Here is a 26,601-nt window from a genome sequence, read left to right on the forward strand (position 1 = left end):
GCCCAGCCCCCCGATTTTTATATCTGCCATGTACACACAGTCCGAACTCAAACAACAGGTGGCTCAGGCCGCCGTTGAATACGTCCTTCCTTTCCTGACTCCGGATTCGATTCTGGGTGTGGGTACGGGTTCCACGGTTGATCTGTTTATTGATGCCCTGGCGGCGCACAAGCATGCCTTCAAGGCTGCAGCTTCCAGTTCGGAGCGCTCGACCGCTCGCCTGCAAAGTCTGGGTATTGACGTGCAAGACTTAAACACCATCGAACGCATGGACTGGTATGTCGATGGTGCTGACGAAATCGACGCCGCCCTGAACATGACCAAAGGTGGTGGTGGCGCACTGACTCGCGAGAAAATTGTGGCGTCAGTCTCGGACAAGTTTTTGTGTATTGTGGACGACTCTAAATTGGTGGATCGGCTGGGTGCGTTTCCCTTGCCGGTGGAAGTCATCCCCATGGCCAAAAATGCGGTCGCCCGTCAGTTGCGTGCCCTGGGCGGTAATCCCGTCGAGCGCGCGGGCTTTGTCACCGATAACGGCGGCCTGATTCTGGACGTGTCCGGCTTGTCCATTGAAGATCCGGCCGCTTTGGAAGCGCGCATCAACAATATGCCCGGTGTGGTATGTTGCGGTCTGTTCGCTATTGCCCCGGCCAGCGTGGCCTTGATTGCCGGTCAACAAGGTGTGCGTACTCTGTCTGGCGACGGTTTCTGAAATTTAATGTCTCTGTCATAATCGGTGCTTAATCTATATACGGATTAAGCGCTGGCGCGAGCCATTTTGCTGTTAAAGAAGGCCACTATGAACGAACATACCAATAAGCAGTTTCACTCCGATCTGGAGGCCACCCGTTCGCTGTTCTTGCAGATGGGCGGTATTGTTGAATCTATGGTTCGCAGTGCGACCGAAGCCCTGCAAACCGGGGATATGTCGCTGGTTGACCAGGTTCGCGAGCGTGAAAAAGAAATCAACCGCCTGGAGGTGGAGATTGACGAGCGCATCACCAACTTGATCGCCCGTAATCAGCCCACCGCCATTGACTTGCGCATGTTGTTGTCCATCTCCAAAATGCTGACCGACATGGAACGCTGTGGGGACGAGGCCGAGCGCATCGCCAAGATGGCGCGCCGTTTGCACGAAGGTACCGCAGGCTATGAGCCGGTGGTCGAACTGCGTCACATGAGCTCCTCGGTGGCTGGCATGATCAACGACGTGCTGGACGCCTTTGCCCGTCAGGATGCCGTGCACGCGGCACAGATTGTACGCAGTGACAAGGAAGTGGATCGTGAGTGGAAGGGTTCGCTGCGTCACATCATCACGTACATGATTGAAGACCCACGTACGATCTCGCACTCTATTGACCTGATCTTTATTGCTCGTGCGCTGGAGCGCATTGGTGACCACGCCAAGAACATGGCTGAACGTGTAATCTACATGGTGCGCGGTGACGATGTGCGTCACACTGGTGTGAAAAATACCGAGCGCACGGCGCGCGGCGAGCCTTTGCCCGAGCCAGAGTCTGAAGACAAAGCCTGATTCTGATCCCGGCCTTCTTGCTTCAAGCCTTGCATGGTTTCATGCAAGGCTTGTTGGTTTTCAGCGCCGTGAAAAGCAGCCGGTTTTTAGCGGGACGGCGATGTTTCAGAAACCAAAGCCGTAGCCCTGGGGAACGTGTCCGGGATAGAACTGGGTACGAACGAGCACCGCATCTTGGACTGTGATCAAAGCGGGTGAGTCCCACCAGGATGGCGTCAGGGTAGGCAGGGCAAGCAGATAGCCTTGTACGCCGTGTGCGCCAGACTGGCGCACCAACTCAAGGTCAGTCTCGTCCTCTACCCCTTCAATCACGACATAGGGGCAGTAATCGGCGCAGACATTGACCAGATTACGCAGCAAGTGGGCCGGTTGTCCGGGGCTGCGTGCCCGCAGCAAAATAGAACGATCAATTTTGATAATGTCGGCGTGGGTCTGGGCCAGAAAGGCCAGCGTACTATTGCCTGAGCCGGTATCGTCCAGCGCAATGCGCACGCCCAGATTCTGCAATTGTGCAATCAGACGCAGCGCGGTGGGTTTGTGGGCAATGGTGCCGGTTTCAGTTACTTCCAGAATCAGACGCTGGGCGACATCCGGACGGCTGTCCAGATAGCTGAACAAGTCTTGCCACCACAAGTCATCCTGCAAAGAACCAGCGGACAGGTTGGCACCCAGACACAGAGTCGTTTGCGTGCTGAGCAGTTTCACCACGCTGCCCAGGACGCTGCGATCCAGCCGCGAGATCAGTCCCAGTCGCTCCAGGGCGGCAATTGCCTCGGGCAGGGAATAGTCAGTACCGCTGCTGTGGCGAATCAGTGCCTCTTCATAAAAATCTTTGCTCTTGTGGTGCTCACTTAGGTGAAAGAGGGGCTGAAAAGCCAGTACCAACATGCCGGTTTGCAAATCATCCAGCATACGCACAGCCAGGCTCATGTCGTCCCGGTAGGTCTTGGCCCAGACCTTGTGCCAGGCCGCCAGCGTGGCCGGATGGGTGTGAGAGCAGGGGTTGGGCGTTGGAGGGTGGAGCAGATCCGTATCGTACTGCCGGCTGTCATAGTGATAGGCCATCTGTGTATGCAAGTAGATGCGGTGCTCGTCCTGAGTGATGGGATCGCACTCCAGGGCTGCGCCCAGCAATTGGGCCAGTGCGTTGGGGTGGGTGCGTTCAAAGCGGTTCTGCTTACTCAGTTGCTTGAGGGCAATCAGGACAAAATCCCCCTGGATAAGGATCTCGTCTGTATTCAGCCCACAATCCAGCAGCCTTTGCTGCACCGTGTCCAACACGAAAGCATGGAACTGTGGCCCATACAAAGCCTTCAGATAGCTCAGATTGACCAGCCACAGGCGCAAATGGGTGGAGTACTGGGCAATCTCGGGGAGGTCTAGGCGGCACATGAACTTCTTTTCCTGTGGGTAAAGCAGTAAGTGGCTGTGCTGTTCAGGTCCGGCGCAAGGCGCCGAGCTTGGTTGCTCAGACATGGACACGTGATGGGCCTGTGTGGCTCGGGCTAGGCGAGCCAGTATTGAATTGGCGCAGGACTGTGCCAAGGCATGGCGGCAGCGTTGGGGAAGGGCATGCTCCCTGCAGCATTATTCCTGTGTTTGTGCTGCGCTCCATGCTTGGCTTGGGTGCTCTGCAAGCACATTAAGGCCAGCCGTGATTTTGTGCTTTAGGGCGATTCATAATTATAGAAAATTTCCATTTCTTTTGATTTTTAACCAGTCTGAAACTGACTTGTCGCGCAGTGTTTCATTTAATTACTGTTATGGGTGGCGTGCGAAAGGGGGGGTGGTTTGCGTCTTGGGCAGGGAAAGGCAAAGAAACGGGAGCAGAAATAAAGAAACCCCGGAGCACGATGTCATGCTCCGGGGTCGGTCGCCTGTGGTCAGCGAGTGGGGCTGGCCCTAGGCGGAAGGGGCGGTGAAGCCGTCGGCTTCCACATCCTTGTCTTCAAACAGATACTGCTCCATTTGTTCTTTCAAATACGTGCGGGCACGGGCGTCAGCCAGATTCAGGCGGTTCTCGTTCACCAGACGGGTTTGCACATCCATCCAGTTGGCCCAGGCCTGTTTGGAAATCGAGTGCCAGATCTTGGTGCCCAGTTCGCCGGGGTAGGGGGGAAACTCCAGGCCCTCGGCTTCCTGTTTCAGCTTCACACAGTGAATCATGCGTGCCATATGTGTTCCTTTTCAATCAAATGCGTGGATGGGCGTATTGTACTGAGGGGCGCAGGACGGTCAAACCGGCTTACAGCTTTTTAATAAAGACCATGCTGTTGCGCGATCGGTTGTAATGCGACTGTTTGCCTTTAGGCAGATCAGATACGCCACCTTGCACAAACCCACGCTTGATAAACCAGTGAGAGGTGCGCGTGGTCAGCACGAACAGGCGCTTGAAACCGGCTGCACGGGCCTTGGCCTCGGTGTGCCGCAAAAGGATTTCGCCTTCGCCCGAGCCTTGCCATTCGGGGTGCACGATGAGACAGGCCATCTCGGCCATGCTTTCTTGTTCGTAGGGGATCAGGGCAACGCAGCCGTAAATAATGCCGTCATGCTCCAGAACCGTGAACTGCTCCACTTCGCGCTCGATGACAGAACGACCACGGGGCACTAGGGTGCCGTCAATTTCCAGTGGTTCGATCAGTTGCACAATTGCACCCACATCGTCCAGATTGGCCGGGCGCAAATCGTCCAGCGAATCTTCCACCACCATGGTACCCACCCCATCGTGGGTGAAGATCTCCAGCAAAATGCTGCCGTCCTGCTTGTAGGGCACCAGGTGTGCACGGGCAATACCGCGTTTGACTGCTTGCGAGGCATAGCGCAAAAAGGTCGAGCAGTCCTGATCCAGCTTGCCCGAGGCCAGCAGGCCATCGGCATCGGCACGGGCCAGTTCCGAGTCAATATCCAGATTATTGGAGTGACCAATATGTTCCGGTGTCAGGAAAATCAGTTTTTCAGCGCGCAGCGCGATGGCCGTGCTGGTTGCCAGATCTTCCATATCCAGGGTAAAGGCCTCCCCGGTTGGAGAAAAACCCAAGGGAGAGAGTAGAATAAGCGCACCTTGATTCAGGATGACGCGCATGGCGTCCACATCAAGTTTGCGCACCGAGCCAGAGTGCTTGAAGTCCAGGCCATCAATGACACCCACAGGACGCGCGGTCACAAAGTTGCCCGAAATAATGCGAATCTGGGCATGTGACATGGGGGTGTTGGGCAAACCCTGACTGAATGCGGCTTCAATATCCAGGCGAATTTCACCGGCGGCCTCTTTGGCGCATTCCAGAGCGACGGCGCTGGTCGGCTCGGTACCACGGCCAAATTGCGTGGTTTCCCCTTTCAGGCGTAGCTGTTCATTGACTTGGGGGCGTGAGCCGTGCACCAGCACCAGCTTGATGCCCAGCGCCGACAGCAGCGACAAGTCCGGGATCAGGGTGTAGAGCAATCCATCGTTGATGAGCTCGCCCCCAAAAGCCACCACGAACGTCTTGCCTCGAAAGTCGTGTACATAAGGCGCCACTTCCCTGAACCATCGCACAAATTGTGCCTGGGACTGATCAGGTGTTTCGATGGCGTTGTACGAGTCGGGGATGTCTGTGTTCATTGCGGGGGATCTTTGCGTCCAAATGGTTTCAAGCCAAAATTATAATGATGTCTGTACCAGAAACTACCTTTCATGCACGAGTCCGACGAATTGACTGAAAATCCACCCTCTTTACCAACAATTTCCTATCCTGATGACCTGCCAGTCAGCGCCCGACGGGCCGAAATTGCCCAGGCAATCAAAGACCATCAGGTGGTCATTGTGTGTGGTGAAACCGGCTCGGGCAAAACCACCCAATTACCTAAAATCTGCCTGGAGCTGGGGCGCGGCCTGCAGGGCAAGATTATTGGTCATACCCAGCCGCGCCGTCTGGCGGCTACATCGGTTGCCAAGCGTATTGCCCAGGAGCTGCAATCGGAGATTGGTGACTGGGTAGGGTATCAAATTCGTTTCAACGACAAGACCGGACCGCGTTCGGCCATCAAGTTGATGACGGACGGGATCTTGCTGGCCGAGTCCCAGCGCGATCCCTTGTTAAGCCGCTACGACACCATCATTATTGACGAGGCCCATGAACGCAGTCTGAACATTGACTTTCTGCTGGGCTTTTTAAAGCAGTTGCTGCCACGGCGTCCGGATTTAAAGCTGATCATCACCTCGGCCACCATTGATGCCGAGCGTTTTGCGGAGCACTTTGCCCACAAGGGCAAGAAGGCGCCCGTGATTGAAGTGTCGGGCCGTCTGTATCCCGTGGATATTGTGTATCGCCCGATTCTGGACCCGTCCTTGGTCGATGCCGAAGAACGCCGTTCTGCCTCCGAGGAAGAGCGGGATCTGATGCAAGGCATTGTGGATGCGGTGCAGGAATGCGCCCGGCACGGCACTGGCGATATTTTGGTGTTTTTGCCCGGCGAGCGCGAGATCCGTGAAGCCACCGAGGCACTGGAAAAAGAAAAGCCCATCAATACAGTGATCCTGCCTTTGTTTGCGCGTCTGTCGCAGGCGGATCAGGAACGTATTTTCCGCCCCAAAGGCAATGCGCGCCGTGTGGTGCTGGCGACCAACGTGGCCGAAACTTCCTTGACCGTGCCTGGCATACGCTTTGTGGTCGATAGCGGCCTGGCGCGTATCAAGCGCTATTCCTGGCGCAACAAGGTCGAGCAGTTGCGCATTGAAGCGATCAGCCAGGCCTCGGCCAGCCAACGGGCAGGGCGTTGTGGTCGTATTGGTCCCGGTATCTGTATTCGTCTGTATGACGAGCAGGACTTCAAGAGCCGCCCCCCCTTTACCGATCCCGAGATTCTGCGCTCCTCGCTGGCCTCGGTGATTCTGCGCATGAAGGCCCTGCATCTGGACGATGTGGAAACCTTCCCCTTTGTGGAGCCACCGACTGGCCGCGCCATTGCCGATGGCTATCAAATCTTGCAAGAGCTGGGCGCGCTGGATGAACAGCAGCGCCTGACCAAAGTTGGCCGTTCCCTGGCCAAGCTACCGGTGGACCCGCGTGTGGCCCGCATGATTCTGGCCGGTCACGAACATCATTGTTTGACGGAAATGCTGATCGTGGCCTCGGCCATGTCCGTGCAAGACCCGCGAGATCGTCCTGTCCATGAACGTGAAGCGGCCAATCAGGCCCATGCCCGTTTCAATGACGACAAGTCCGAGTTTCTGTCCTATGTGAAGCTGTGGAACTGGCTGGAAGCCTTGTCACAGGAGCAAAGCTCGCAGCGCAAGTTTGCCAATAGCGTTAAACAGGCCCTGCTGTCACCCTTGCGGATTCGGGAGTGGCGTGATGTCCATACTCAATTGCGTAGCCTGGTGCAGGAACAGCGCTGGGTCGCCAATCCCTCGGCTGCCACTTATGAGCAGGTGCATCTGGCCTTGCTGACGGGGCTGATCGGCAATATTGGCTACAAGAGCGAAGAAACCGGCGTCTATCAAGGCACGCGTGAGCTGCGTTTTGTGATTCACCCCGGTTCCAAGCTGGTCAAGAAAGCAGGCCGCTGGATTCTGGCCGGCGAGCTGATGGAAACCACGCGCCTGTTTGCCCGCTGTGTGGCGCGTATCGAACCGCAATGGATTGAAAAAGTTGGCGCCCATTTGCTGCGTAAAACCTGGGGCGACCCTCGTTGGGAGAAAAAGGCCGGTCAGGTCGTTGCCAATGAGCGTGCGACCTTGTACGGCTTGCTGATTTACAGTGGCCGTCGCATTCACTTTGGCCGCATTGATCCGGTGCAGGCCCGTGAATTGTTCTTGCGTCAGGCTCTGGTGCCGGGCGAGATTGATTCCAACCTGCCTTTCCTGCGCCATAACCGTCAGCAAATTCAGGCGGTAGAGCGTTTGGAGCATCAATCGCGTCGTCCTGACATTCTGGTGGACGAGGAACTGATCTACGCCTTTTACGATCAGCGCATCCCCAAGGACGTGTACCAGACCGCCACATTGGAAAAATGGTTCAAGGGTTTGCCCAAGGAACAGGCTAAGGGCCTGGAGCTGAACCGCGACGAGCTGATGCAGCACGACGCAGCCGGTATCACCACCGAGGTGTTTCCGCGCTCGGTTCAATGGCAGGGCGTGAAGATGGCGCTGGATTATCACTTCGAGCCGGGTTCGGTGCGCGATGGGGTGACCTTGAGTGTCCCCTTGTTCGCCTTGAACCAGATCGACGCCGCGCGTTGCGAATGGCTGGTGCCCGGCATGTTGAAGGAAAAAGTGCTGGCTTTGCTGAAATCCTTGCCACAGCGTATTCGCCGTCATTGTGTGCCCTTGCCCGATTACGCGGCCGCCTTTCACCAGCGCTGGTTTGAAAAAGCATCCGATCCCGGAATGAGCCTGCTGGATGCGATTTCTCAGGATATGTGGGCGCACGTCAAACAAAGACCACAGCGCAGCGATTTCAAGCCGGAAACGTTGGCGACTCACTTGTTCATGAACTTCCGAGTGATTGACGAGCATGGTCGCATGTTGTCGGGCGGCCGTAATCTGGACCAGCTCAAGGCCGAACATGGCCGTCAGGCGCAGGCGTCCTTCCAGCAGATGGCTGCCAGCGACGAGCAAGTGGCGCAGGTGCTGGATCACGAGCAACTGACCAGTTGGAGCTTTGGCGAACTGCCCGAGCTGATGGAAATCAAGCGCAAAGGTCGCAGCTTTATTGGTTACCCGGCCTTGATCGACAAGAAAACCCATTGCGATCTGGATGTATTTGACGACCCAGCTCAGGCCCAGCGTCAGCACCGTTTGGGTTTGCGTCGCTTGTTCCGTTTGGCCTTGCGCGAGCAAGTGCGCTTTCTGGAAAAGAACATTACGGATCTGACCCGCATCAGCATGCTGTATATCAATCTGGGTACGCAGGAACAATTGCGGGATCAGATTATTGATGTGGCCCTGGAGCAGTCCTGCATGATGGAGCCGTGGCCGAAAAACCAGGCCGAGTTTGAGGCACGCGTACAAGAAGGTCGCAGTCGCTTGGGTCTGGTGGCCCAGGAAGTAGCGCGTCTGGCCGGTCAGATTCTGAATGAGTGGAGTGCCGCCCAGAAAAAACTGGCGCAAATCAAAGCTCACCCCGAGGCCTTGAAAGACATACAGCAGCAATTGAATGCCTTGATGCCCGCCATGTTTCTGGAAAGCAATGAATACGCGCAGTTGGCTCATATGCCGCGCTACCTGAAAGCCGTACAAACCCGGGTGGACAAGCTGCGAGCCGATCCGGCCCGCGATCAACGCTTGATGCAGGATATGTCAGTCTTGCTGACGAAGTACCAGCGTGCCGTGGCGGCGCTCAAAGGCGCCACCGATAGCGGTTTGCGGGACTTTCGCTGGATGCTGGAAGAGTTGCGCGTGTCCTTGTTTGCGCAAGAGTTGCGAACTCCCATGCCGGTTTCGGTCAAGCGTCTGGAAAAAGCCTGGGCTGCCTTGCAGCGCTAGGTTGTTTGTTGTTTTGGTATTGGTCGGTAGGGGGCGGGTGATTGTGCGTTTGTTGTTCAGCCAGATGTGAACCAATCGAAACATATTGCCTGCCCTTATTCACCCTGAGCATCGCTTCAGGGCCACCAATGTCCATTGGCTTAAGTACAATTCCATCATGAGCGAAACCACCCCTTCCTTTGTCCATTTGCGATCCCACTCGGAGTTCTCCGTGGTGGACGGCATCGCCCGTATTCCCGAAATGATCAAAAAAGCGCAGGCCTATGGGCAGCCTGCATTGGCGTTGACGGATTTGTGCAACTTGTTTGGACAGATCAAGTTCTATACCTCGGCGCGTAAAGCCGGGCTGAAAGCCATCATGGGTTGTGATATTTGGCTGCAGAACGAGGAAGACCGCGAAAAACCGTCGCGCCTGCTTTTGCTGGTGCAAAACGAAGCAGGATATTTGAGCCTGTGCGACATCTTGACCCGTGCCTGGCTGGGCAACCAGTACAAAGGACGTGCCGAGGTACAGCGCGCCTGGTTGAAAGAGTGTAGTGGCCTGATTGCCTTGTCCGGCGGGCGTATGGGTGATATTGGCCATGCCCTGGCCGATGGCAATCTGGACTTGGCCCGGGATTGTGCCCGCCATTGGGAAGACTTGTTCCCCGGTGCCTTTTATATTGAACTGCAGCGCAGCGGTGCGGACGGCGATGAGCTTTATGTACAAGCCGCTATGCGTTTGGCCGCAGAGCTGGATTTGCCGGTGGTGGCGACGCACCCGATTCAGTTTATTGCACGGGACGATTTCCGTGCGCACGAGGTGCGGGTATGTATTGCTGAAGGCGAGCAATTGGCCAACCCCAAGCGAGTGAAGCGTTTTACGCCAGAGCAATACTTTCTCAGCACGGATGAAATGCAGCAGCGTTTTGCGGACGTTCCTGTTGCACTGCAAAACACGCTGGAGATTGCCAAGCGTTGCAACCTGGAGCTGGAGTTAGGCAAACCTTATCTGCCCGACTTCCCGACACCCGATGGCATGTCGCTGGGCGACTTTTTGATCCAGCAGGCCAAGGACGGTCTGGAAATCCGCTTGACGCAGCTGTATGCCGATCCCCAGGAGCGCGAGAAGCAACGCCCGACCTACGAAGAGCGCTTGATGTGGGAGTGCAACACCATCATCTCCATGGGGTTCCCCGGCTACTTCCTGATCGTGGCGGACTTCATTAACTGGGGCAAGCACAATGGTGTGCCGGTCGGACCGGGCCGGGGCTCGGGGGCGGGGTCGCTGGTGGCCTACAGCATGGGGATTACCGACTTGGACCCCTTGCGCTATGACTTGCTGTTTGAACGTTTCCTGAACCCCGAGCGGGTGTCCATGCCTGACTTTGACGTGGACTTTTGCCAGGACAACCGCGAACGCGTGATTGATTACGTGAAACAGAAGTATGGCCGCCAGGCTGTCAGCCAGATTGCCACATTCGGTACCCTGGGTGCGAAAGCCGTGGTGCGTGACGTCGGTCGTGTGCTGGAGCTGCCCTACAGCCTGTGCGATGGCTTGTCCAAACTGATTCCTTTCAACCCTGCTGATCCCTGGACGCTGGAACGGGCGCTGGCCGATGAGCCTGCCTTTCGCGAGCGTTACGAGAACGACGAAGAAGTCAAAGCCCTGATCGATCTGGCCCGCCCCTTGGAAGGCCTGACTCGTAGCGTGGGCATGCACGCCGGGGGGGTTCTGATTGCGCCCGGCAAGCTGATTGATTTTTGCCCGCTGTACGCGCAGTCCGGCCCCGACGCCAACGCCGTGTCGCAATACGACAAGGACGACGTGGAGGCCGCCGGTCTGGTCAAGTTCGACTTTCTGGGCCTGCGTAACCTGACCATTCTGGACTGGGCTGTGCGCTATGTGCGCCAGTTCAATGCCGACAAGCGCGAGTTCGACATCATGGCCTTGCCATTGGATGACGACGCCTCCTACAAACTGCTTTGCGAAGGCAATACCACCGCCGTGTTCCAGTTGGAATCGCGCGGTATGAAGGAGCTGCTGCGTAGTCTACGGCCCTCCACCTTTGAAGACATTATCGCCATGCTGGCCCTGTATCGTCCGGGGCCACTGGAGTCGGGCATGGTGGTGGACTTCGTGAACCGGAAACACGGTCGGGCTGAGGTGGATTATTTCCACCCGGATCTGGAAAGCACGCTGAGCAGCACCTACGGGGTGATCGTCTACCAGGAACAGGTGATGCTGATCTCGCAGATTATCGGTGGCTACTCACTGGGTGGTGCCGACTTGCTGCGTCGTGCCATGGGCAAGAAAAAGCCCGAGGAAATGGCCAAGCATCGCGTCTTGTTCGAGGAAGGGGCGGTCAAGAAAGGTCACGACCCTGAGCTGGCGGTGAAGTTGTTTGACCTGATGGAAAAGTTCGCGGGTTACGGCTTTAACAAGAGTCACTCGGCTGCTTACGCGCTAATTGCGTATCAGACGGCCTGGTTGAAAGCTCACCATCCGGCCGAGTTTCTGGCCGCGACCTTGTTGTCCGATATGGACGATACCGACAAGGTGCAGATTTTCTGGAAAGACGCGCTGGCTAACGGTGTGGAAGTCTTGCCACCCGATATCAACGCGTCCAATTACCGCTTTGAGCCGGTCAAGGACAGCTATACAGAAAAAGGCTTGCCGCCGCGTACCATGCGTTACGGCCTGGGGGCTGTGAAAGGGACGGGTCAGGCCGCCGTTGAAGCGATTGTGGAAGCTCGCAAGCAAGGCGGTCCTTTTACTAGCCTGTTTGATTTCTGCCGTCGCGTGGACCGTCATCAGGTCAACAAGCGCACGATTGAAGCCTTGGTACGCGCCGGTGCTTTTGACTCGATTGACGAAAACCGCGCCGCCTTGCTGGCCAGTATTGGTGCCGCCACGGAAGCGGCTGAGCAGGCCGAGCGTAGCGCGAATCAATCCTCGCTGTTTGATGATGACTCCAACGATATCGTGGAAGGCGAGGTCGCGAAAGTCGCCCCATGGAGCCTGCAAGATCGCTTGCGTCAGGAAAAGACGGCACTGGGTTTTTATTTTAGCGGCCACTTGTTTGACGCCTGGCGGGATGAAGTTCGTCGTTTCGCACCGACACCCTTGGCACGCCTGGAAGCCTCGCGCAGCCCGCAGTGGTTTGCTGGCGTGCTGTCAGCCGTGCGGGTACGCATGACCCGTCGCGGCAAGATGCTGTATGCCATGCTGGATGACGGCTCGGCGCAACTGGAAGTGGCGATCTTCAATGAACTGTTTGAAGAGCACCGCCAGCGTCTGAAAGAAGACCAGTTGATCATCATTCAGGGCAAGGTCAGCAACGACGACTACACCGGCGGTCTGCGTATCAATGCCGATTCGATTTTTGATCTGCAGTTGGCCCGTGAAGCGCGTGCCAGTTGCTTGAGCATTGCTTTGAATAACAATGCGGACGCGCAGCGTTTGCAAGCCTTGCTGGCGCCGCATCGAGCCGAGCAGCAGGGCGGTGTGCCGGTAGAGGTGCAGTTGCAACGCCCCGATTACGAATGTGTGGTGCAGCTAGGCCCGCAATGGCGTGTTCGTCTGGCTGATTCCTTGCTGGAGCAGTTGGAAGGCTGGGATGCCACACACGAGGTGGAGATCAGCTACCGATGAAGCCCTTGCGCATTTTGCACTCGGAAGCAGCCACCAGCTTTGGCGGTCAGGAGAATTACATCCTGCGTGCCATGCGTATCTTGCGTGAGCGTGGGCACCAGGTGGAGGCCGCGTGCCAGCCTCATGCCCAGCTTACCGAGCGCTTGCGCGATGAAGGCTTTGTTGTTCATACCCTGTTGATGGATGGCCCGGCCAATTACATGCGCGGTGTGCGCCAATTGCGTCGGGTCTTGCGTCAAGGCCGGTTTGATGTGCTCAATAGCCATAGCCGCCGGGACACCATGCTGGCTGGCGTGGCCGGACGCTTGGCGGGGACGCCTTTGATTGTGCGCACGCGTCATCTGGCCAAGAAGGTCGGTTCCTTGATGTCTTACACCATCGTGCCCAAACGAGTGATCACGCCCAGCGATTATGTGCGCGATCACCTGATCGAGCGCGGCGTGAAGCCTGAGCATGTCCAGGTGGTCTACCCCTGTGTGGACCCCAGTGTGATCGATTCGGCACCCGCCCTGGATTTGCGCGCTGAGCTAGGTTTGGCATCTGACTCCTTGCTGGTAGGCTGCGTTGCCGTGTTGCGCCGTGAGAAAGGCCATCGTGAGCTGATTGCCGCTATGCACCCCTTGTTTGACCGCTATCCTCAATTGCACTTGGTGCTGGTGGGGGGCGGCTCGCCGGGCTACGAGCAATTGCAGGCCTTGATTGTGGAGCTGGGATTACAGAAGCGGATTCATATGCTGGGCGCTCGTGCGGATGTGCCCTCGATTCTGCCCAATCTGGATATTTTTGCCTTGGCGACCCATATGGAAGCCTCGGGCACCGTATTTGTAGAAGCGGGGTGTGCTGGCATTCCCGTGCTGGGCAGCCGCGTCGGTGGAGTGCCGGAGATGATGTTGGACGGTCACAGCGGTTTTTTGGCGGACTTGCATGACCCTAAGCAGTGGCGCGCCGCATTGGAAAAAATGATTCAAAGCACTGAGCTGCGTCAGGACATGGGAGCCGCAGGCCGCCTGTTTTGTCGTAGCGACGAGCGCTTTACCCCGGTTGCCATGGGTGACCGGCTGGAAAGCGCTTACTACCGCTGGTTAAAGGAGCTTCAGGGATGAAAGTGGCAAGCACGGTGCCCGTCATGATGTACCACCATGTCACCCCGGAAGGGGGCATGATCAATGCCAGTCCCGAGCATTTCGAGCAGCATTTGCAATGGTTGAAAAAGCATGGCTGGACCAGCCTGACAACCGAGCAGTTTGTAGGCCATCTGCAAGGGCAGGGTGTACCGCCCAAATCGGTGCTGATTACCTTTGATGATGGTTACCTGGATAACTGGGTCTACGCCTATCCTTTGCTGAAAAAATATGGCTTCAATGCCGTGATTTTCCTGGTGACGAGCTGGATCAATGAGGGGCCTGTGCGTCCTTATTTGGGCCAGGGCCAGGACGTGCCCGAGTGCCCGGATCATCGTGAATGTGAAGCGCGTATCGAGCAAGGTCGTAGTGACGAGGTGATTTTGCGCTGGAGTGAAATCCACGCCATGCAGGCTGATGGCGTGTTTGAGTTCCACAGCCACACCCATACCCATACTCGCTGGGATTTGAGCGAACAGCGCGATCAAAAGAATGACAAGATGCGTTGGGAACTGGAGCAGTCGCGTACAACCTTGAGAGCCAATATGGGTACGGTCTCCGATCAGTTGTGCTGGCCTCAAGGTTATTTTGATCCAGATTACGTGCAGGTCGCCCAGCAGGCAGGTTTCCGCTATCTGTACACGACGCGTGCCTTTGGCTCCAACCAGCCTGGCAGCGATCCTTTGCATATTTATCGCTTCGCCGTGCGTGATACGACTGGCGTGTCAGTCGGGCGCAGGCTGAATGTCGCGGTACATCCCGTGATTGGTCCGATTTTCAACAGGTGGAAAGCATGGCGTCGTCGTCAACGACAGAAGTAGAGCGAAGCGCCTCCGGCAAGCGCCTGTCCGTTATCCTGATTACCAAAAACGAGCAGGCGCATATTCGTGCCTGCCTGGAGTCGGTGGCCTTTGCGGACGAGATCATTGTGGTGGACTCGGGCAGTACCGATCAGACCGTGGAAATTGCCCGTTCCCTGGGCGCGAAAGTCACGGTTACCCCGGATTGGCCCGGCTTTGGGCCGCAGAAGAATCGGGCGCTTGATCAGGCCACGGGCGAATGGGTGCTGTCCATTGATGCGGATGAGCGCGTTACCCCCGAGCTGGCACAGCTGATTCAGCAGGAAATAGCCCAGCCGCGTGGCACGGCTTACCGGATTGCCCGCCTGTCTGAATTTGCTGGCCGCTGGATGCGTCATAGTGGCTGGTGGCCGGACCGGGTGTTGCGCCTGTTCAAGCGCGGTACCGCTCGCTTTAACGATGCCAAAGTCCATGAAAGTGTGCAGACTGAACATCCTGTCCTGATTCTGGATGGGCATTTCCTGCATTACCCCTACGCCAGCCTTGAAGTCTTTATTGACAAGATCAACCGCTATTCCTCGGATGCCGCCCGTCAAATGCAGGCCAAGGGCAAGACCACTAGCTTGCCGGGTATCGCCGGTCATGCCAGTTGGACCTTTGTACGTCACTATATTGTTCGACGCGGCTTTCTGGACGGCCCGCAAGGCTTCATCCTGGCGTGTATGGCCGCCGCAGGCAGCTTGTTTCGATATAGTAAGCTGTGGTATTACACCCGTCAGAAGTCTGATTAGCCCCTTATAATGCCGCCTATGATTCCGATTCTTATGTACCACCAGGTCGGGGTGCCTGCTCCCAAAGGTTCGCCGTATCGAGGCTTGACCGTGCATCCCACTGACTTTCGGCGCCAGATGACGTGGCTGAAGCGCTTGGGCTATCAAGGTTTGTCCATGGCGCAATTGATGCCGTACCTGCGCGGTGAAAAGCAGGGCAAGGTTGTGGGAATCAGCTTTGATGACGGCTACCGTAACGTGTTTCAAAATGCCATGCCGGTGCTGGATGAGTTGGGCTTTACCGCCACTAATTACATTGTTGCGCGGCATCTGGACGGCTCCAACTTCTGGGATCAACCCAAAGGTGTGCCGCATTCCGGTCTGATGTCCTTGCCCGAGCTGCGCGCCTGGGTAAATGCCGGTCATGAAGCCGGTTCGCACACCTTGGACCATGTGCATCTGACTGATGTGTCCTCGGAAATTGCCCATTACCAGATCGCGCAATCCAAGGCAGAGCTGCAAGATGCGCTGCAAGTTGAAGTCAGCGCTTTCTGCTATCCCTATGGCGATCAGAATCAGGCTATCCGTGAGCAAGTGCGCCAGGCAGGGTATCTGAACGCCACCACCACCAATCGTGGCCTGGCGCGTTCGGACGATGACTTGTTTGATCTGCCCCGCGTGACGGTCTCGCGTTCCACCAATATTTTGCGCTTTGTGCAAAAGTGCGTGACACGCCTGGAAGACAAGCGCCGTACGGTTTCCCGCTCATGAATTCAGATCAAATCCACGACACGCCTGCTGCGATTGCCGAGCGTTTACGCATTGCTTTTGTGGTCGATCGTTTTGGTAACCGCTTTGGCGGTGCCGAGGCCTATGGCGTGGAGCTGATGCGTGAACTGGCCGAAAAGCACGAAATTACCGTGTTTGCGCGTGAGTATGACAGTCGTTGCGACTTGAAGCTGGCCTACGTGCCTATCCGTCATTGGTCGCACTGGCCTGGCTGGATACGCGGCATCCTGTTCGCCCGCAAGGCGGCCAAGGCCACGGCCCAAGGTTTTGATATTGTGCATTCGCACATGAACGGGTGGTGCGGGGACGTGGAAGTGGTTCATGTCACCCCCGTGCGTTTCAACTGGCGGGTGCGACCCTTGCCCTGGCTTAAAAAGCTGGGTTCCTACTTCAGCCCGCGTGTCTGGGGCTATCTGGGTCTGGAAAAACGCCGTTTGCGGCCCGGTCCTCATGCCGTTGTCGCCGTTTCAGGCTTGATTGCCGAACAATTGCAGCAAGCCTATGGCAGCGTGCACGATTATCCGGTTATCGCTCCTGGCGTGGCCTTGCCGCAAGCCGATTTGCAAGGGGAAGAGCGTACCAAAGTGCGTGAGTCCTTGGGTTTCACCAAGGAGCAGGTCGTCTGTCTGCTGGTGGCGCGCAATCCCCTGCGCAAAGGCTTGAGTACGGTGCTGGAGGCCTTGGCGAAATTGCCATCTCATTACCGCCTGTTGGTGGTGGGTGGAAAACCTGGCCTGCGAGATCAGATGCGCCAACAGTTGCAGTCTCTGAATATGCAGGATCGTGTCATCTTGCAAGGCGAGACCTCGAACGTCGAACCCTTTTATCGTGCTGCCGATATTTACGTGCATCCCACCCTGAATGACAGCTTTGGCATGGCACCGCTGGAAGCCATGTCCTATGGTTTGCCGGTCGTCCTAAGTCCGGCGCCGTGGTGCGGCTTTGCCCAATATGTGCAGGGTGGTTATCACGCCTTGCTGCTCAGCCATCCGGAAGATGCCCAGGAACTGGCCCAAGCGATTGAGAAAATCAGCAAGGATCCGGTGATGGCCCGTAATCTGGTCGAGAACTCTCGGGAATTGCTGGCCCAGTTCAGTTGGCCTGCGGTGGCAAGTCGTTATCAGGAGCTGTACCAAAAAGTGTTGCTTCGCCGCCAAGCTTAAAACGCTGTTTTCTTTGTTATTGGTATTAAATTTTCAAAACTGCTGTTCAGTCATTGTTCAGCTTGCGCAATAGCGGATACACTTTGTGACCCGTAGATGCTCGGCCAGAGCATTTGCCTGTCATTCATAGCCGCTGACGGAGCGAGTTTTGAAGGTCCTGATCACTGATATTCATCACGGTAATGGCGGAGGCCATGTTACCTATATTTTGGGTTTGTTGCGTGGGCTGGCTCATCAGTGTGATTTCACTCTGGCGGTCCCGGCAACAGGCCGACTGTATCGTGAAGCTTTGCAGGTACCTGGCGTCAGAGTGTTGCCGGGCCTGTACACCGCCCGTATCGGGACGGCGTTATCAGAGATATGGAGTTTGCGCCGTTTTTTGCAGCGTGAGGCTTTTGATATCGTGCATTGCAATGGCAGCACCGATCACCGCCATGTCATGATCGCTTGTAAAACGCTGCCTAATCCTCCGGTCATTATCTGGACCAAACACAATACCAACCGTCTCCATAGCGTGGGTAACCGCTTGCGGGCGCGCTTTGGGACGGATCTTTGTATTGCCGTTAGCGATTATGTGGCGCGGCAACTGGCTAATTCCGATTACCGACGTTGCAATGTGGAACGTATTTATCACGGCCTGGACCTGGAGCATTATTGTCCAGTGAGCCCGCAGGAAAAGTGGGCCGCACGTCAGACGCTCTTCGGCTCGACTTTGCCTGACAATTGTCTGGTGCTGGGCTCGGTAGGTGGTACCGATCTGGAAAAAGGCTGGTTGCTGCTGGTGGAGGCGGTTGCTCGTCTGGAACCAGAGCTGAAACAGCGAGTCCGGGTGGTGGTGGCGGGGGATCCGCCAGCCGCCGCCGTCTGCGAAAAAGTGCAGGCTTTGGGTTGCGCCGAACAAGTGCTCTTTCCTGGATTGGTCAAGGATGTACGTTCGGTGTTGGCTGCATGTGATGTGGGTTTTGTGCTGTCTTATAAAGAATCTGCCTCCTACGCGTGTTACGAGTCCCTAGCACTGGGGCTGCCAGTTCTGATTTCCAATGCCGGTGGCTTGCCTGAAAGTATTGAACACTTGCATGAAGGCTGGGTGGTGCCTTGCGGTGATGTCGAGGCCATTGAAGCGCATGTGCGAGACATGCTGTGTCAGAAGTATTGCTTGCAAACGGTGGGCAGACGGGCCAGGAAGCGGGCAGAGAAGCGGTTTGACGCGCAACGCTTTTCAGTAGATACCTATCAGGCCTATTTGAAAGCGCGGGCGCTGTCAGCGTCAGCTTATTAAGGGTGTATACAAAGAGGCGTTTTGAGTGTATTTCAGAACACCTCTTTTTTTTATCTCGCTCGTTAGGGCTGGGGGGCTGTCAGCGTTTCCAACTCTGCCAGCCAGAGCAAGGCTTCTTCGCGCTTGGTGCCACACATTTCAGGCGAGGCCTGTAAACCAGAGCAACAGGCAGGCCGTTCGGGCTGGCCGAAAATCCGGCAGCGCAGTTGCTCATCCAACTGGATACAGGGCACACCGGCTGGCTTGCCGTGGGGCATGCCGGGGATAGGGCTGGAAATCGAGGGGGCGATACAGCAGGCCCCGCATTCGGAGCGACAAATCATGCCCAGCCTCGGGACCAATACACCAGAATCCCGACATATTCTTTAATGATGGAGCGGCTGGACTGCAGGGCCATCAGATTGGGTTTCCACCTGGAAAACCCGGGACTGTTCGGAACCGTTAACTGTGGGGCTGCACCGGCTGGAATCACATCAACCCCTTGCTTGCGGAAAATGGCCATGGCACGTGGCAGGTGCAAGGCTGAAGTCACCAGCAGGACATGCTTGGCCTGCTTTTCTTGCAACAGCTTGGCCGTATATTCGCCATTTTGTTGAGTGGTCAGGCTGTCGTTTTCCATCAGCAGGGCCGAGGTGGGGACATTCAGGTTGTTCAGGGTGTTGGCCATGACCTTGGCCTCGCTGATGCCGCCGTCCAGCGCTGCTCCCGACAAGACGATGTAAGGCGCACGTCCTGCCTTATACAGATCAGCCGCCCGTTCTACGCGTGCCGATGTCTTTTGGGCTGTCTGTGGTAAGAACCAATTACTGCGGTTTTGGGCAGTGTGGCCACCTAGAACCACAATGGCATCGGCCTGCATCACCTGTTCAGCAGGCTGGTAGGGATACATTTTTTCCAGATACCCACCGGCATACAGGCTGGTGGCGGGCAGGGACCAGGCACCGGTCCAGAGCAGTCCGGCCAAGGCCAGGGCGGCAGCCGTTTTACGCTGGCGCAAGATAAACAGCAACACTGCCAGAAGTAATAGGGCTGCAAACAAGTTCAATGGAATGACCAGGCTGGTCAGGATGCTCGATACGCTCATGGGTGCTCCTGTTCTGACTCCAACACTTGCACCACTTCGTTCAGCGTAGGCCATTGGCCATCACGTCCCAGGCAGATCGCCCGTGGTGACCAGGGGCCCGTGTCTTGTGGGTTGGTGACGCCACATAAGGTCAGCTGCTGCGCCTTGATGGCCGCGGCGACATGGGAGACGCCAGAGTCATTGCAAACTACCCACTGCGCCTGTTGGCAAAGCCGTGCAAACGCCCCTAAGGGTAGGGGCGGCAGACAACGTGCGCTGGGCGCATTGTGCAGGGCAGCCTCATGCTCGTTGGGCGGAGGACACATAATGACGGTTTTGCCTTGGGCTTGCAGATGTCGGGTCAGTTGGTCGAAATAGGGCCAGACTTTGACGCGGCCTTTGTGCAGTCCCGTTGCAGTAGGGGCGATCAGAATATAGTCACCGGGGCGCAGGGCGGCTTGGCGCAAACTGTTGTCGCCTTCTTGCCGTTGCAGGGGGCTGAGCGTCAAATCCAGGGTGGCTGGGGCTTGTTCGGCTGCCGGGTTCAAATTCCACAGCTTCAAAGCCTGTTGAACAATATAGAACCAGGATTGCACCGCGTGCAACCGCTTTTGCGGCTTATTTAAAGGCCAACGTAATAAAAGGCTACGGCCGTCGTCCCGATAACCGCAGGCTGGCAGGCCAGCCAGTTTGAAGCTGAGCGCACTGCTAAGCGAATCAGGCAGCAGCAGGCCATACGCATGGCGATGGCCGTGCTGGCGACGATAGCGGCGTATGGCTTTGGCATCCTGGTGCCAGTGGCTGCTCATGGGGATGAAGCCATGCAAAGGGTACGCCGACAGCAGCTCGCGGGCCCAGGGACGGGCGCAAACCACAACGGGCAAACCGGTATCGAGCAGAGCCTGTAAACACGGCAGGCTCATGCATGCATCGCCTAGCCAATTAGGCAATCGTAGGTAAAGGGCAGAGGGATCAGACATGAACAGGGACAACGAGGCAGAACGAACCAAAGCGGGGACGCTCGATTCAGGCAATGAGCGTTAGAATAAACACAATTAGATAGTATATAGGGTGTCCTCGTTGTCCAACGCCATAGAAACCAAAATCAAGCCTGCTGGGCACGATCCCGTCAAATCCGATCTCTGGAGGCGCATTTACAGCCGTTTGCTGCCTTATTGGAAGGTGGCGGTGTTGGCATTGATCCTGGTCAGTCTGTCCTCGGCTACCCAGCCGGTGCTGGCGGTGATCATGAAGCCGTTGCTGGACGATGGCTTTACCGGTGCCAAGCCTGATTACATGTGGTCCATTCCGCTGGCCGTGATCGGACTGATGTTTGTGCGGGGTGTGACCAGTTACGGTAGCTCCTATCTGTTTGCCTGGATCGCCAACAAAATGTTGCTGACTTTACGTGGCGACATGTTCTCCCGCTTGCTGGGATTGTCCGACTCGGAGTTCAAGCAAGGGGATACGGGGCGTTTGCTGAACCGTTTTACGATTGATGCTGGCACCATGACCGGGGTGGCTACCGAGGTGGTCACGGTCGTGGTGCGTGAAACCCTGACAGTGATTGCCTTGCTGGGCGTCTTGCTCTATATGTCCTGGCAATTAACGGTCATCGTGTTTTTGGTGATGCCCGCGTCGGTCTTTGTTGCCAAGATGGTGTCGCGTCGCTTGCGCCGCATTAACCGCGATACGGTGAATATGAACGCCGAGCTGACCCGCGTGGTCAGCGAAGCCATTGATGCTCAGCGTGTCATCAAGCTGTTTGACGGCTACGAGCGTGAAAACACACGTTTCATGTACGTGAGCGCGCGCCTGCGCCGTTTTGCCATGCGCGCCGCTTCTGCGGATGCGGCCTTGTCGCCCATTACGCAGTTGTTTGTGTCCATCGCTGTGGCCGGGGTGATTTTTGTGGCTTTGTATCAGGCCAATACCGGCACACTGACTATCGGTAGTTTTGCGGCGTTCATGGCTGCTTTGGGGCAGATTTTTGACCCTATCAAGCGTTTGACCAATATTACGGGCACCATGCAGCGCATGTTGGTAGCGGCAGAAAGCGTGTTCAAGCTGGTTGATCAGGATCCGGAGCCTGACACAGGAACACGGGAGTTCAAGCAGCCCGTTCGTGGCCATATCGAATTTGATGCGGTCTCTCACCGTTTCCCTAACGCCCATCGCGACACCTTGTCTGAGGTCAGTTTTGCGGTGCAGCCCGGCCAGACCATTGCGCTGGTTGGTCGTTCCGGCAGTGGCAAGACCACGCTGGCCAATATGGTGCCGCGCTTTCTAATTCCAAGCAGCGGGCAGTTGCGGGTCGATGGTATCCCCTCGGAAGAGCTGACGTTGCGCAGCTTGCGTAGCCAGATTTCTTTGGTCAGCCAGGATGTGGTGCTGTTTGAGGCGACGATCGGCCAAAACGTGGCTTATGGCGCGGGAGCCGAGGTCTCACCGGAGCGTATCTGGGAGGCCCTGGAAGCAGCCAATCTGCGTGAGTTTGTAGAGGGTTTGCCTCAAGGCCTGGATACGATGGTTGGCGAGAACGCCAACTTCCTGTCAGGCGGCCAACGTCAGCGCTTGGCCATTGCTCGCGCCCTGATAAAAAATGCACCCATCTTGATTCTGGATGAAGCAACCTCCGCCTTGGATAACGAATCCGAGCGTCAGGTTCAGATGTCTCTGGAAACCTTGATGAAGGGGCGCAGTACCTTGGTGATTGCTCATCGCCTGTCTACCGTACAAAATGCCGATCAAATCCTGGTGCTGGATGAGGGGCGGATTATTGAGCAGGGCAGTCACGACGAATTGCTGGCCCGCAATGGTGTGTATGCCGGGTTCTACCAAATGCAGTTTCAGTTCAACGAATAAGCGGCTTCAGGCTGCACGATAAGGAACATCATGAAGAAGATCATTCTTGCGCTGGCCGGGCTGGCTGTGTTGGCAGGATGTGCCAAGCAGAATGCAGAATTGCGGGAACAGGATTTGCGTCGATCCAGTTTTTTCAAGACTGAGCGACGCATCAATATGGATTTTGTGAGCATTCAGCGTGCCTTGTTCAAGCACCAGGCAGAGTGTGGCAAAGCCGCTGTGTTCAAGATGGAACCGGGGCAGGCCAGCTACGGCACCTTGCGTTATGAACTGGAGCCGGGGGCGGGTTGGGATAACAGTATTTTGATTGATCTGACCTTGATGCAAAAGGGGTGGGTAGATGCCAAGGTCTATAGTTACCGTGCCGATGTAAAAAAAGAAATCAAGGAAATCTTCACCTCTATTCGTGCTCCGGGCGTGTGCAATCCTGATGATGCGCCCAAAGAGGTGTTGCCCGAAGATGATTTTGTCCCCGTTGCACCGCTGTAATAGTTCAAGCGTTGCGCAACGAGGCACTTCCAATACGTGAGGTGCCCAAACGGCAGGACAAACCTGCTTTTGACCCGTCTTTTCAGGCGGGTTTATTGTTTTTAGTTGCTTCTAATAAGAGAGATGATGGATTCTGCCTCTACAACCCAAGTCAAACAGACCGCCGTGACGGCAACAATGCTCTATCTGATTTGCGGCAAGATTGCGGCGGGCAAATCCACCTTCGCCAAGAAACTGTCCGAGCAGTCAAAGACAGTCCTGATCAGCGAAGACTTTTGGCTGGCTAGCTTGTATCCCAGTCAAATTGGGTCTTTGGAGGATTACGCTCGTTGTTCCGGCTTGTTGCGTACCGCCATGGCACCGCATATTACGGGTCTGTTGCAGGCCGGGGTATCCGTGGTGCTGGATTTTCCCTCCAACACGCTGGCAACACGAGCTTGGGCGCGGGAGTTGATTGAAAACGCGGGCGTGGCTCACGAACTGCATTATCTGGATGTGGCTGATGCTGTGTGCAAAGCGCGTTTGCATGCCCGTAATGCCCGTGGGGAACATCCCTTTGAAGCAACTGAAGCGCAGTTTGATTTGTTCAGCCGCTATTTTGTAGCACCGCAGCAGTCAGAGGGCTTTAATGTTATTCGTCATCAGGTTGCGGAATAGGCTACGGGCTTGTTTTCTGGCTGTTAGTTGCCAGATACCGTTTGCTTGACTGCCTCTGCATGTGTGTCTGGGCTTTGTGTGTGTCGATGCTCGCGCGAGTGAGCTGTAATACAGCGTTAGCCTGGGTGTAGTGGTGTGTTTGTTGATGCCTTTTATGACAAACCACTCATGGCGCACATAAAGCGCTTTGCTCTATTTGTTTGATTTGTTCTATTGAGCTGGCCAACTGAGTCCAAACCGCTATTGAGTGATACCTGCTTGCAGACTGCAGAGATCTTGCCGTGCGATAAGGGATGAAGGGGATTGGCTACCCAGCCAATCCCAAAGCAGAGCACTTACAGCAAGATAATGTCGTACTGTTCCTGGGAGTAGTGCGGGTCTACTTCCAGGGAGATAGGCTTGCCGATAAAGTCGCCCGCCACGGCCAAATGCTGGCTTTCTTCTTCCAGAAACAGATCCACCACTTCCTGAGCCGCCAGAATACGGAACTCTTTAGGGTTGAACTGCTTGGCCTCGCGCAGCACTTCGCGCAGGATTTCATAGCAGACGGTACGGGCCGTACGTACGGAACCACGCGATTGGCAGGTGGGGCAGGGCTCACACAGTTGGTGCGCCAAGGAATCACGCGTGCGTTTGCGTGTCATCTCCACCAAACCTAACTGGCTAAAGCCATTGATCGTCACACGAGTACGATCTTTGGCCAGTGCTTTTTGCAGCTCTTGCAAGACAGACTCCCGGTGAGTGGGGTCGTCCATATCAATAAAGTCCAGAATGATGATGCCACCCAGATTGCGTAGGCGCAGTTGGCGGGCCAGGGCAATCGCTGCTTCCAGGTTAGTCTTGAAAATCGTGTCGTCGAAGTTGCGGCCGCCGACAAAACCACCTGTATTCACATCTACCGTCGTCAGAGCTTCGGTCTGATCGATAATCAAGTAACCCCCCGATTTCAGATCCACTCGACGTGACAAGGCGCGGTTGATCTCTTCATCGACATGGGCGGTATCGAACAAGGCGCGGCTGCCTTTGTGATGATTAATGCGCTCCAGCACGGATGGCGTATAAATCTGTGCCCATTCCTTCATCTCTTGCACGACCGTGCGCGAATCCACCACGATGGACTGGGTGTTGGGTGTGACCATATCGCGCAAAACACGCTGCGCCAGGTTCAAGTCCGTATAAAGCACAGAGGGGGCGCCTTGCTCGCGGATACGCTCTTGAATACGGGTCCATAAGGTGCGCAGGTATAGCTGGTCTGCACTGATCTCTTCATCGGTTGCGCATTCGGCTTGAGTCCGTACGATAAAACCGCCTTTTTCATCCTTGGGCATCAGACGGCTGACGCGTTCGCGCAGCTCGATCCGGTCAGCATCCGAACCAATGCGTTGCGACACACCAATATGAGGATCAAAAGGCAGATACACCAGCATGCGGCCAGCAATGCTGATCTGCGTCGAGACACGAGCGCCTTTGGTGCCCAAAGGATCCTTGATGACTTGTACTAATAAAGACTGGCCTTCGAACAGGAGCTTTTCAATTGGTGTGGTCGCACTACCTTGATTGCGCTCGGCGCGATTCTGGCGCAAGTCGGCCACGTGGATAAATGCCGCGCGTTCCAGCCCTATATCAATAAAGGCACTTTGCATGCCGGGTAAAACCCGAGCCACTTTTCCCAGATACACGTTCCCCACATAGCCGCGTTGGATGCTGCGCTCGATATGAATCTCCTGGACAGCACCTTGCTCGACCAGGGCAACACGGGTTTCAAACGGAGTGACGTTAATCAGGATGTCTTCATGCATAGTTAGTTTCGCTAAAGGAATATCTGTTCCGAGCTAGTGTAGGGCCAAGTCAGTGAGGCTGCTATGCCTTTATGACTATATAGAGTGTTTAGGGGTGATGAATGCTTTGCTTGTCTTTGTTCAGGAGGCTGCTTTGGGGTGGATGTGGTTCTAGCCGCTCTATGTAGGACGCCGCTCAGGGCCCCGGTACGGGGTGATGGGGCGGACTACGCGCCGGTCCCCTTGTCAGAGCCACTATCAGGGCGCAGTCTGAACTCGCCCAGTGATTGGTCCCCCGGACCAATCACAAACCTTGGGCTCAAACAGCAGACTGCTTGCATCCCCGATGGTGACTCCGACTGCGGCAAGTCGTCTGACTCGCCCCAACACCCCGTACCGGGGCCCCGAGCGGCTAACAGCTCTGCATCGTGCTCGATCTTGGAGGCCACTCAACCGCCTATCTATATAGAGACACTCTTGATTTGGGGCGAGGGCATGGCGCTGTGTGTTTACCGCCGCTAGCCTGTTTGCCAACCATCCAACCATCCAACTATCCAACCATCCAACCATCCAACCATCCAACCATCCAACCATCCAACCATCCAACCATCCAACCATCTAACCATCCAGTCAGTCAGTCAGTCAGTCAGTCAGTCAGTCAGTCAGTCAGTCAGTCAGTCAGTCAGTCAGTCAGCCGATCCATCGACAGACGACTATTTTGGGAAGGAATTTCCCCTCCTATCTATATGGAGGGAGAGTTATCAGAGGGTGGGGGGGATGATCTGACGAATTTCTTTGAGGAAAACAGCGGTCAGTCCATGTTTTGCTCTGTAGAGGGCTGAAGTCTTCCGCCCGTAGGCAAAAATTCGAAGTTAATCAAAAAATTATTTTTATAGTTATTCTTCATAGTTATCAATCGGCTACATCGTTCTGCAGAATTTTTCCTCCTCAAATATCCAGAAAAATGTCAAAGAAGGCTTGCAAGGCGGAAAATCATCGTGCTATAGTTCTTTTCTCGCTGCAGCACACACAGGGTTTTCCCGGAAGCGCCGCAGAGAGCAGTTAGGCAAGTTTCACCGCCTTGGCCAAGAGGCCCGCACCGAAGCTTGAATGACTGGTCAGGTAACTGACACGGTGTAAAACCCGGAGCTTGACAAATCAGAAAATTCTGTGTTAAAGTTCTAGGTTCTGCTC

General features: G+C 55.8%; 20 protein-coding genes. 13 read left to right on the plus strand and 7 right to left on the minus strand.

The genetic code is table 11. The features are described from left to right. Positions 1-28: 28 nt before the first annotated feature. Positions 29-712: a ribose-5-phosphate isomerase RpiA gene (gene rpiA, locus AB7E06_RS02155; protein ID WP_094196031.1), complete on the plus strand. Its 684-nt coding sequence runs from the start codon at positions 29-31 to the stop codon at positions 710-712. Positions 713-799: 87 nt separating this feature from the next. Further along, entirely contained in the window at positions 800-1,534 is a 735-nt protein-coding gene (gene phoU / locus AB7E06_RS02160; RefSeq protein ID WP_009461659.1) for a phosphate signaling complex protein PhoU, read from the plus strand. A gap of 105 nt (positions 1,535-1,639) precedes the next feature. Here phoU and AB7E06_RS02165 read toward each other — a convergent pair whose 3' ends face one another. From AB7E06_RS02165 to argA, 3 genes are all read right to left on the minus strand, one after another. Next, entirely contained in the window at positions 1,640-2,926 is a 1,287-nt protein-coding gene (locus tag AB7E06_RS02165) for an EAL domain-containing protein (RefSeq protein ID WP_094196032.1), read from the minus strand. Between the two features lie 510 nt (positions 2,927-3,436). Beyond that, entirely contained in the window at positions 3,437-3,709 is a 273-nt protein-coding gene (locus AB7E06_RS02170; protein WP_009461661.1) for an oxidative damage protection protein, read from the minus strand. A gap of 70 nt (positions 3,710-3,779) precedes the next feature. After that, positions 3,780-5,135 carry an amino-acid N-acetyltransferase gene (gene argA / locus AB7E06_RS02175; protein WP_094196033.1) on the minus strand — a complete coding sequence of 452 codons (1,356 nt, stop codon included), beginning with the start codon at positions 5,133-5,135 and terminating at the stop codon, positions 3,780-3,782. 72 nt (positions 5,136-5,207) lie between these two features. On the opposite strand from argA, the gene hrpA reads away from it, so the two are divergent. From hrpA to AB7E06_RS02215, 8 genes are all read left to right on the plus strand, one after another. Beyond that, positions 5,208-8,999 carry an ATP-dependent RNA helicase HrpA gene (gene hrpA, locus AB7E06_RS02180; RefSeq protein WP_395029503.1) on the plus strand — a complete coding sequence of 1,264 codons (3,792 nt, stop codon included), beginning with the start codon at positions 5,208-5,210 and terminating at the stop codon, positions 8,997-8,999. A 157-nt stretch (positions 9,000-9,156) separates the two neighbouring features. Next, positions 9,157-12,633 (plus strand): DNA polymerase III subunit alpha, encoded by a 3,477-nt coding sequence (gene dnaE / locus AB7E06_RS02185; RefSeq protein WP_321278270.1) that lies wholly within the window; start codon positions 9,157-9,159, stop codon positions 12,631-12,633. Then, entirely contained in the window at positions 12,630-13,736 is a 1,107-nt protein-coding gene (locus AB7E06_RS02190; RefSeq protein ID WP_264672589.1) for a glycosyltransferase family 4 protein, read from the plus strand. The genes dnaE and AB7E06_RS02190 overlap by 4 nt, the downstream gene beginning before the upstream one ends. Next, positions 13,733-14,575 carry a polysaccharide deacetylase family protein gene (locus AB7E06_RS02195; protein WP_264672590.1) on the plus strand — a complete coding sequence of 281 codons (843 nt, stop codon included), beginning with the start codon at positions 13,733-13,735 and terminating at the stop codon, positions 14,573-14,575. The genes AB7E06_RS02190 and AB7E06_RS02195 overlap by 4 nt, the downstream gene beginning before the upstream one ends. Further along, on the plus strand, positions 14,548-15,345 hold the full coding sequence (locus tag AB7E06_RS02200) for a glycosyltransferase family 2 protein (protein ID WP_108727883.1): 798 nt from the start codon (positions 14,548-14,550) through the stop codon (positions 15,343-15,345). The genes AB7E06_RS02195 and AB7E06_RS02200 overlap by 28 nt, the downstream gene beginning before the upstream one ends. A 33-nt stretch (positions 15,346-15,378) precedes the next feature. Further along, complete coding sequence (locus AB7E06_RS02205) at positions 15,379-16,095, plus strand: polysaccharide deacetylase family protein (protein ID WP_094196039.1); 717 nt, start codon at positions 15,379-15,381, stop codon at positions 16,093-16,095. After that, positions 16,092-17,276 carry a glycosyltransferase family 4 protein gene (locus AB7E06_RS02210; protein WP_094196040.1) on the plus strand — a complete coding sequence of 395 codons (1,185 nt, stop codon included), beginning with the start codon at positions 16,092-16,094 and terminating at the stop codon, positions 17,274-17,276. Before AB7E06_RS02205 ends, AB7E06_RS02210 begins: the two co-directional genes overlap by 4 nt. A gap of 148 nt (positions 17,277-17,424) precedes the next feature. After that, entirely contained in the window at positions 17,425-18,555 is a 1,131-nt protein-coding gene (locus AB7E06_RS02215) for a glycosyltransferase (RefSeq protein WP_395029506.1), read from the plus strand. Positions 18,556-18,617: 62 nt separating this feature from the next. On the opposite strand, the gene AB7E06_RS02220 is transcribed toward AB7E06_RS02215, so the two are convergent. Genes AB7E06_RS02220 through AB7E06_RS02230 form a run of 3 tightly spaced genes read right to left on the minus strand, consistent with a single transcriptional unit; the run spans position 18,618 to position 20,541 of the window. Further along, positions 18,618-18,878, minus strand: a complete 261-nt coding sequence (locus tag AB7E06_RS02220) for a YkgJ family cysteine cluster protein (RefSeq protein WP_094196042.1) — start codon at positions 18,876-18,878, stop codon at positions 18,618-18,620. After that, positions 18,875-19,639 (minus strand): YdcF family protein, encoded by a 765-nt coding sequence (locus tag AB7E06_RS02225; protein WP_395029507.1) that lies wholly within the window; start codon positions 19,637-19,639, stop codon positions 18,875-18,877. The genes AB7E06_RS02220 and AB7E06_RS02225 overlap by 4 nt, the downstream gene beginning before the upstream one ends. Then, positions 19,636-20,541 (minus strand): glycosyltransferase family 9 protein, encoded by a 906-nt coding sequence (locus tag AB7E06_RS02230; RefSeq protein ID WP_094196044.1) that lies wholly within the window; start codon positions 20,539-20,541, stop codon positions 19,636-19,638. The genes AB7E06_RS02225 and AB7E06_RS02230 overlap by 4 nt, the downstream gene beginning before the upstream one ends. A gap of 148 nt (positions 20,542-20,689) precedes the next feature. On the opposite strand from AB7E06_RS02230, the gene msbA reads away from it, so the two are divergent. The 3 genes from msbA to AB7E06_RS02245 all read left to right on the plus strand — a co-directional run bounded on the left by msbA (position 20,690) and on the right by AB7E06_RS02245 (position 23,629). Continuing rightward, on the plus strand, positions 20,690-22,483 hold the full coding sequence (gene msbA / locus AB7E06_RS02235; protein WP_094196045.1) for a lipid A export permease/ATP-binding protein MsbA: 1,794 nt from the start codon (positions 20,690-20,692) through the stop codon (positions 22,481-22,483). Positions 22,484-22,513: 30 nt separating this feature from the next. Next, positions 22,514-22,972: a hypothetical protein gene (locus AB7E06_RS02240; protein WP_094196046.1), complete on the plus strand. Its 459-nt coding sequence runs from the start codon at positions 22,514-22,516 to the stop codon at positions 22,970-22,972. A gap of 126 nt (positions 22,973-23,098) precedes the next feature. Continuing rightward, the gene (locus tag AB7E06_RS02245) at positions 23,099-23,629 is read left to right on the plus strand and encodes an AAA family ATPase (RefSeq protein WP_395029508.1); all 531 of its coding nucleotides are present in this window, start codon (positions 23,099-23,101) and stop codon (positions 23,627-23,629) included. Positions 23,630-23,964: 335 nt separating this feature from the next. Here the strand turns inward: AB7E06_RS02245 and rng are convergent, their stop codons facing one another. After that, positions 23,965-25,428 carry a ribonuclease G gene (gene rng, locus AB7E06_RS02250; RefSeq protein WP_094196047.1) on the minus strand — a complete coding sequence of 488 codons (1,464 nt, stop codon included), beginning with the start codon at positions 25,426-25,428 and terminating at the stop codon, positions 23,965-23,967. Positions 25,429-26,601 lie beyond the last annotated feature (1,173 nt).

The sequence above is a fragment of the Alcaligenes sp. genome (assembly GCF_050255915.1).
GTDB classification, from domain to species: Bacteria; Pseudomonadota; Gammaproteobacteria; order Burkholderiales; family Burkholderiaceae_B; genus Alcaligenes; species Alcaligenes aquatilis.

What these genes read in the sequence shown, in the direction of transcription:
- rpiA (WP_094196031.1), top strand. Translation starts at nt 29, where the DNA reads ATGTACACACAGTCCGAACTCAAACAACAGGTGGCTCAGGCCGCCGTT.
- phoU (WP_009461659.1), top strand. Translation starts at nt 800, where the DNA reads ATGAACGAACATACCAATAAGCAGTTTCACTCCGATCTGGAGGCCACC.
- AB7E06_RS02165 (WP_094196032.1), bottom strand. Translation starts at nt 2,926, where the DNA reads ATGTGCCGCCTAGACCTCCCCGAGATTGCCCAGTACTCCACCCATTTG.
- AB7E06_RS02170 (WP_009461661.1), bottom strand. Translation starts at nt 3,709, where the DNA reads ATGGCACGCATGATTCACTGTGTGAAGCTGAAACAGGAAGCCGAGGGC.
- argA (WP_094196033.1), bottom strand. Translation starts at nt 5,135, where the DNA reads ATGAACACAGACATCCCCGACTCGTACAACGCCATCGAAACACCTGAT.
- hrpA (WP_395029503.1), top strand. Translation starts at nt 5,208, where the DNA reads ATGCACGAGTCCGACGAATTGACTGAAAATCCACCCTCTTTACCAACA.
- dnaE (WP_321278270.1), top strand. Translation starts at nt 9,157, where the DNA reads ATGAGCGAAACCACCCCTTCCTTTGTCCATTTGCGATCCCACTCGGAG.
- AB7E06_RS02190 (WP_264672589.1), top strand. Translation starts at nt 12,630, where the DNA reads ATGAAGCCCTTGCGCATTTTGCACTCGGAAGCAGCCACCAGCTTTGGC.
- AB7E06_RS02195 (WP_264672590.1), top strand. Translation starts at nt 13,733, where the DNA reads ATGAAAGTGGCAAGCACGGTGCCCGTCATGATGTACCACCATGTCACC.
- AB7E06_RS02200 (WP_108727883.1), top strand. Translation starts at nt 14,548, where the DNA reads ATGGCGTCGTCGTCAACGACAGAAGTAGAGCGAAGCGCCTCCGGCAAG.
- AB7E06_RS02205 (WP_094196039.1), top strand. Translation starts at nt 15,379, where the DNA reads ATGTACCACCAGGTCGGGGTGCCTGCTCCCAAAGGTTCGCCGTATCGA.
- AB7E06_RS02210 (WP_094196040.1), top strand. Translation starts at nt 16,092, where the DNA reads ATGAATTCAGATCAAATCCACGACACGCCTGCTGCGATTGCCGAGCGT.
- AB7E06_RS02220 (WP_094196042.1), bottom strand. Translation starts at nt 18,878, where the DNA reads ATGATTTGTCGCTCCGAATGCGGGGCCTGCTGTATCGCCCCCTCGATT.
- AB7E06_RS02225 (WP_395029507.1), bottom strand. Translation starts at nt 19,639, where the DNA reads ATGAGCGTATCGAGCATCCTGACCAGCCTGGTCATTCCATTGAACTTG.
- AB7E06_RS02230 (WP_094196044.1), bottom strand. Translation starts at nt 20,541, where the DNA reads ATGAGCCTGCCGTGTTTACAGGCTCTGCTCGATACCGGTTTGCCCGTT.
- AB7E06_RS02240 (WP_094196046.1), top strand. Translation starts at nt 22,514, where the DNA reads ATGAAGAAGATCATTCTTGCGCTGGCCGGGCTGGCTGTGTTGGCAGGA.
- AB7E06_RS02245 (WP_395029508.1), top strand. Translation starts at nt 23,099, where the DNA reads ATGGATTCTGCCTCTACAACCCAAGTCAAACAGACCGCCGTGACGGCA.
- rng (WP_094196047.1), bottom strand. Translation starts at nt 25,428, where the DNA reads ATGCATGAAGACATCCTGATTAACGTCACTCCGTTTGAAACCCGTGTT.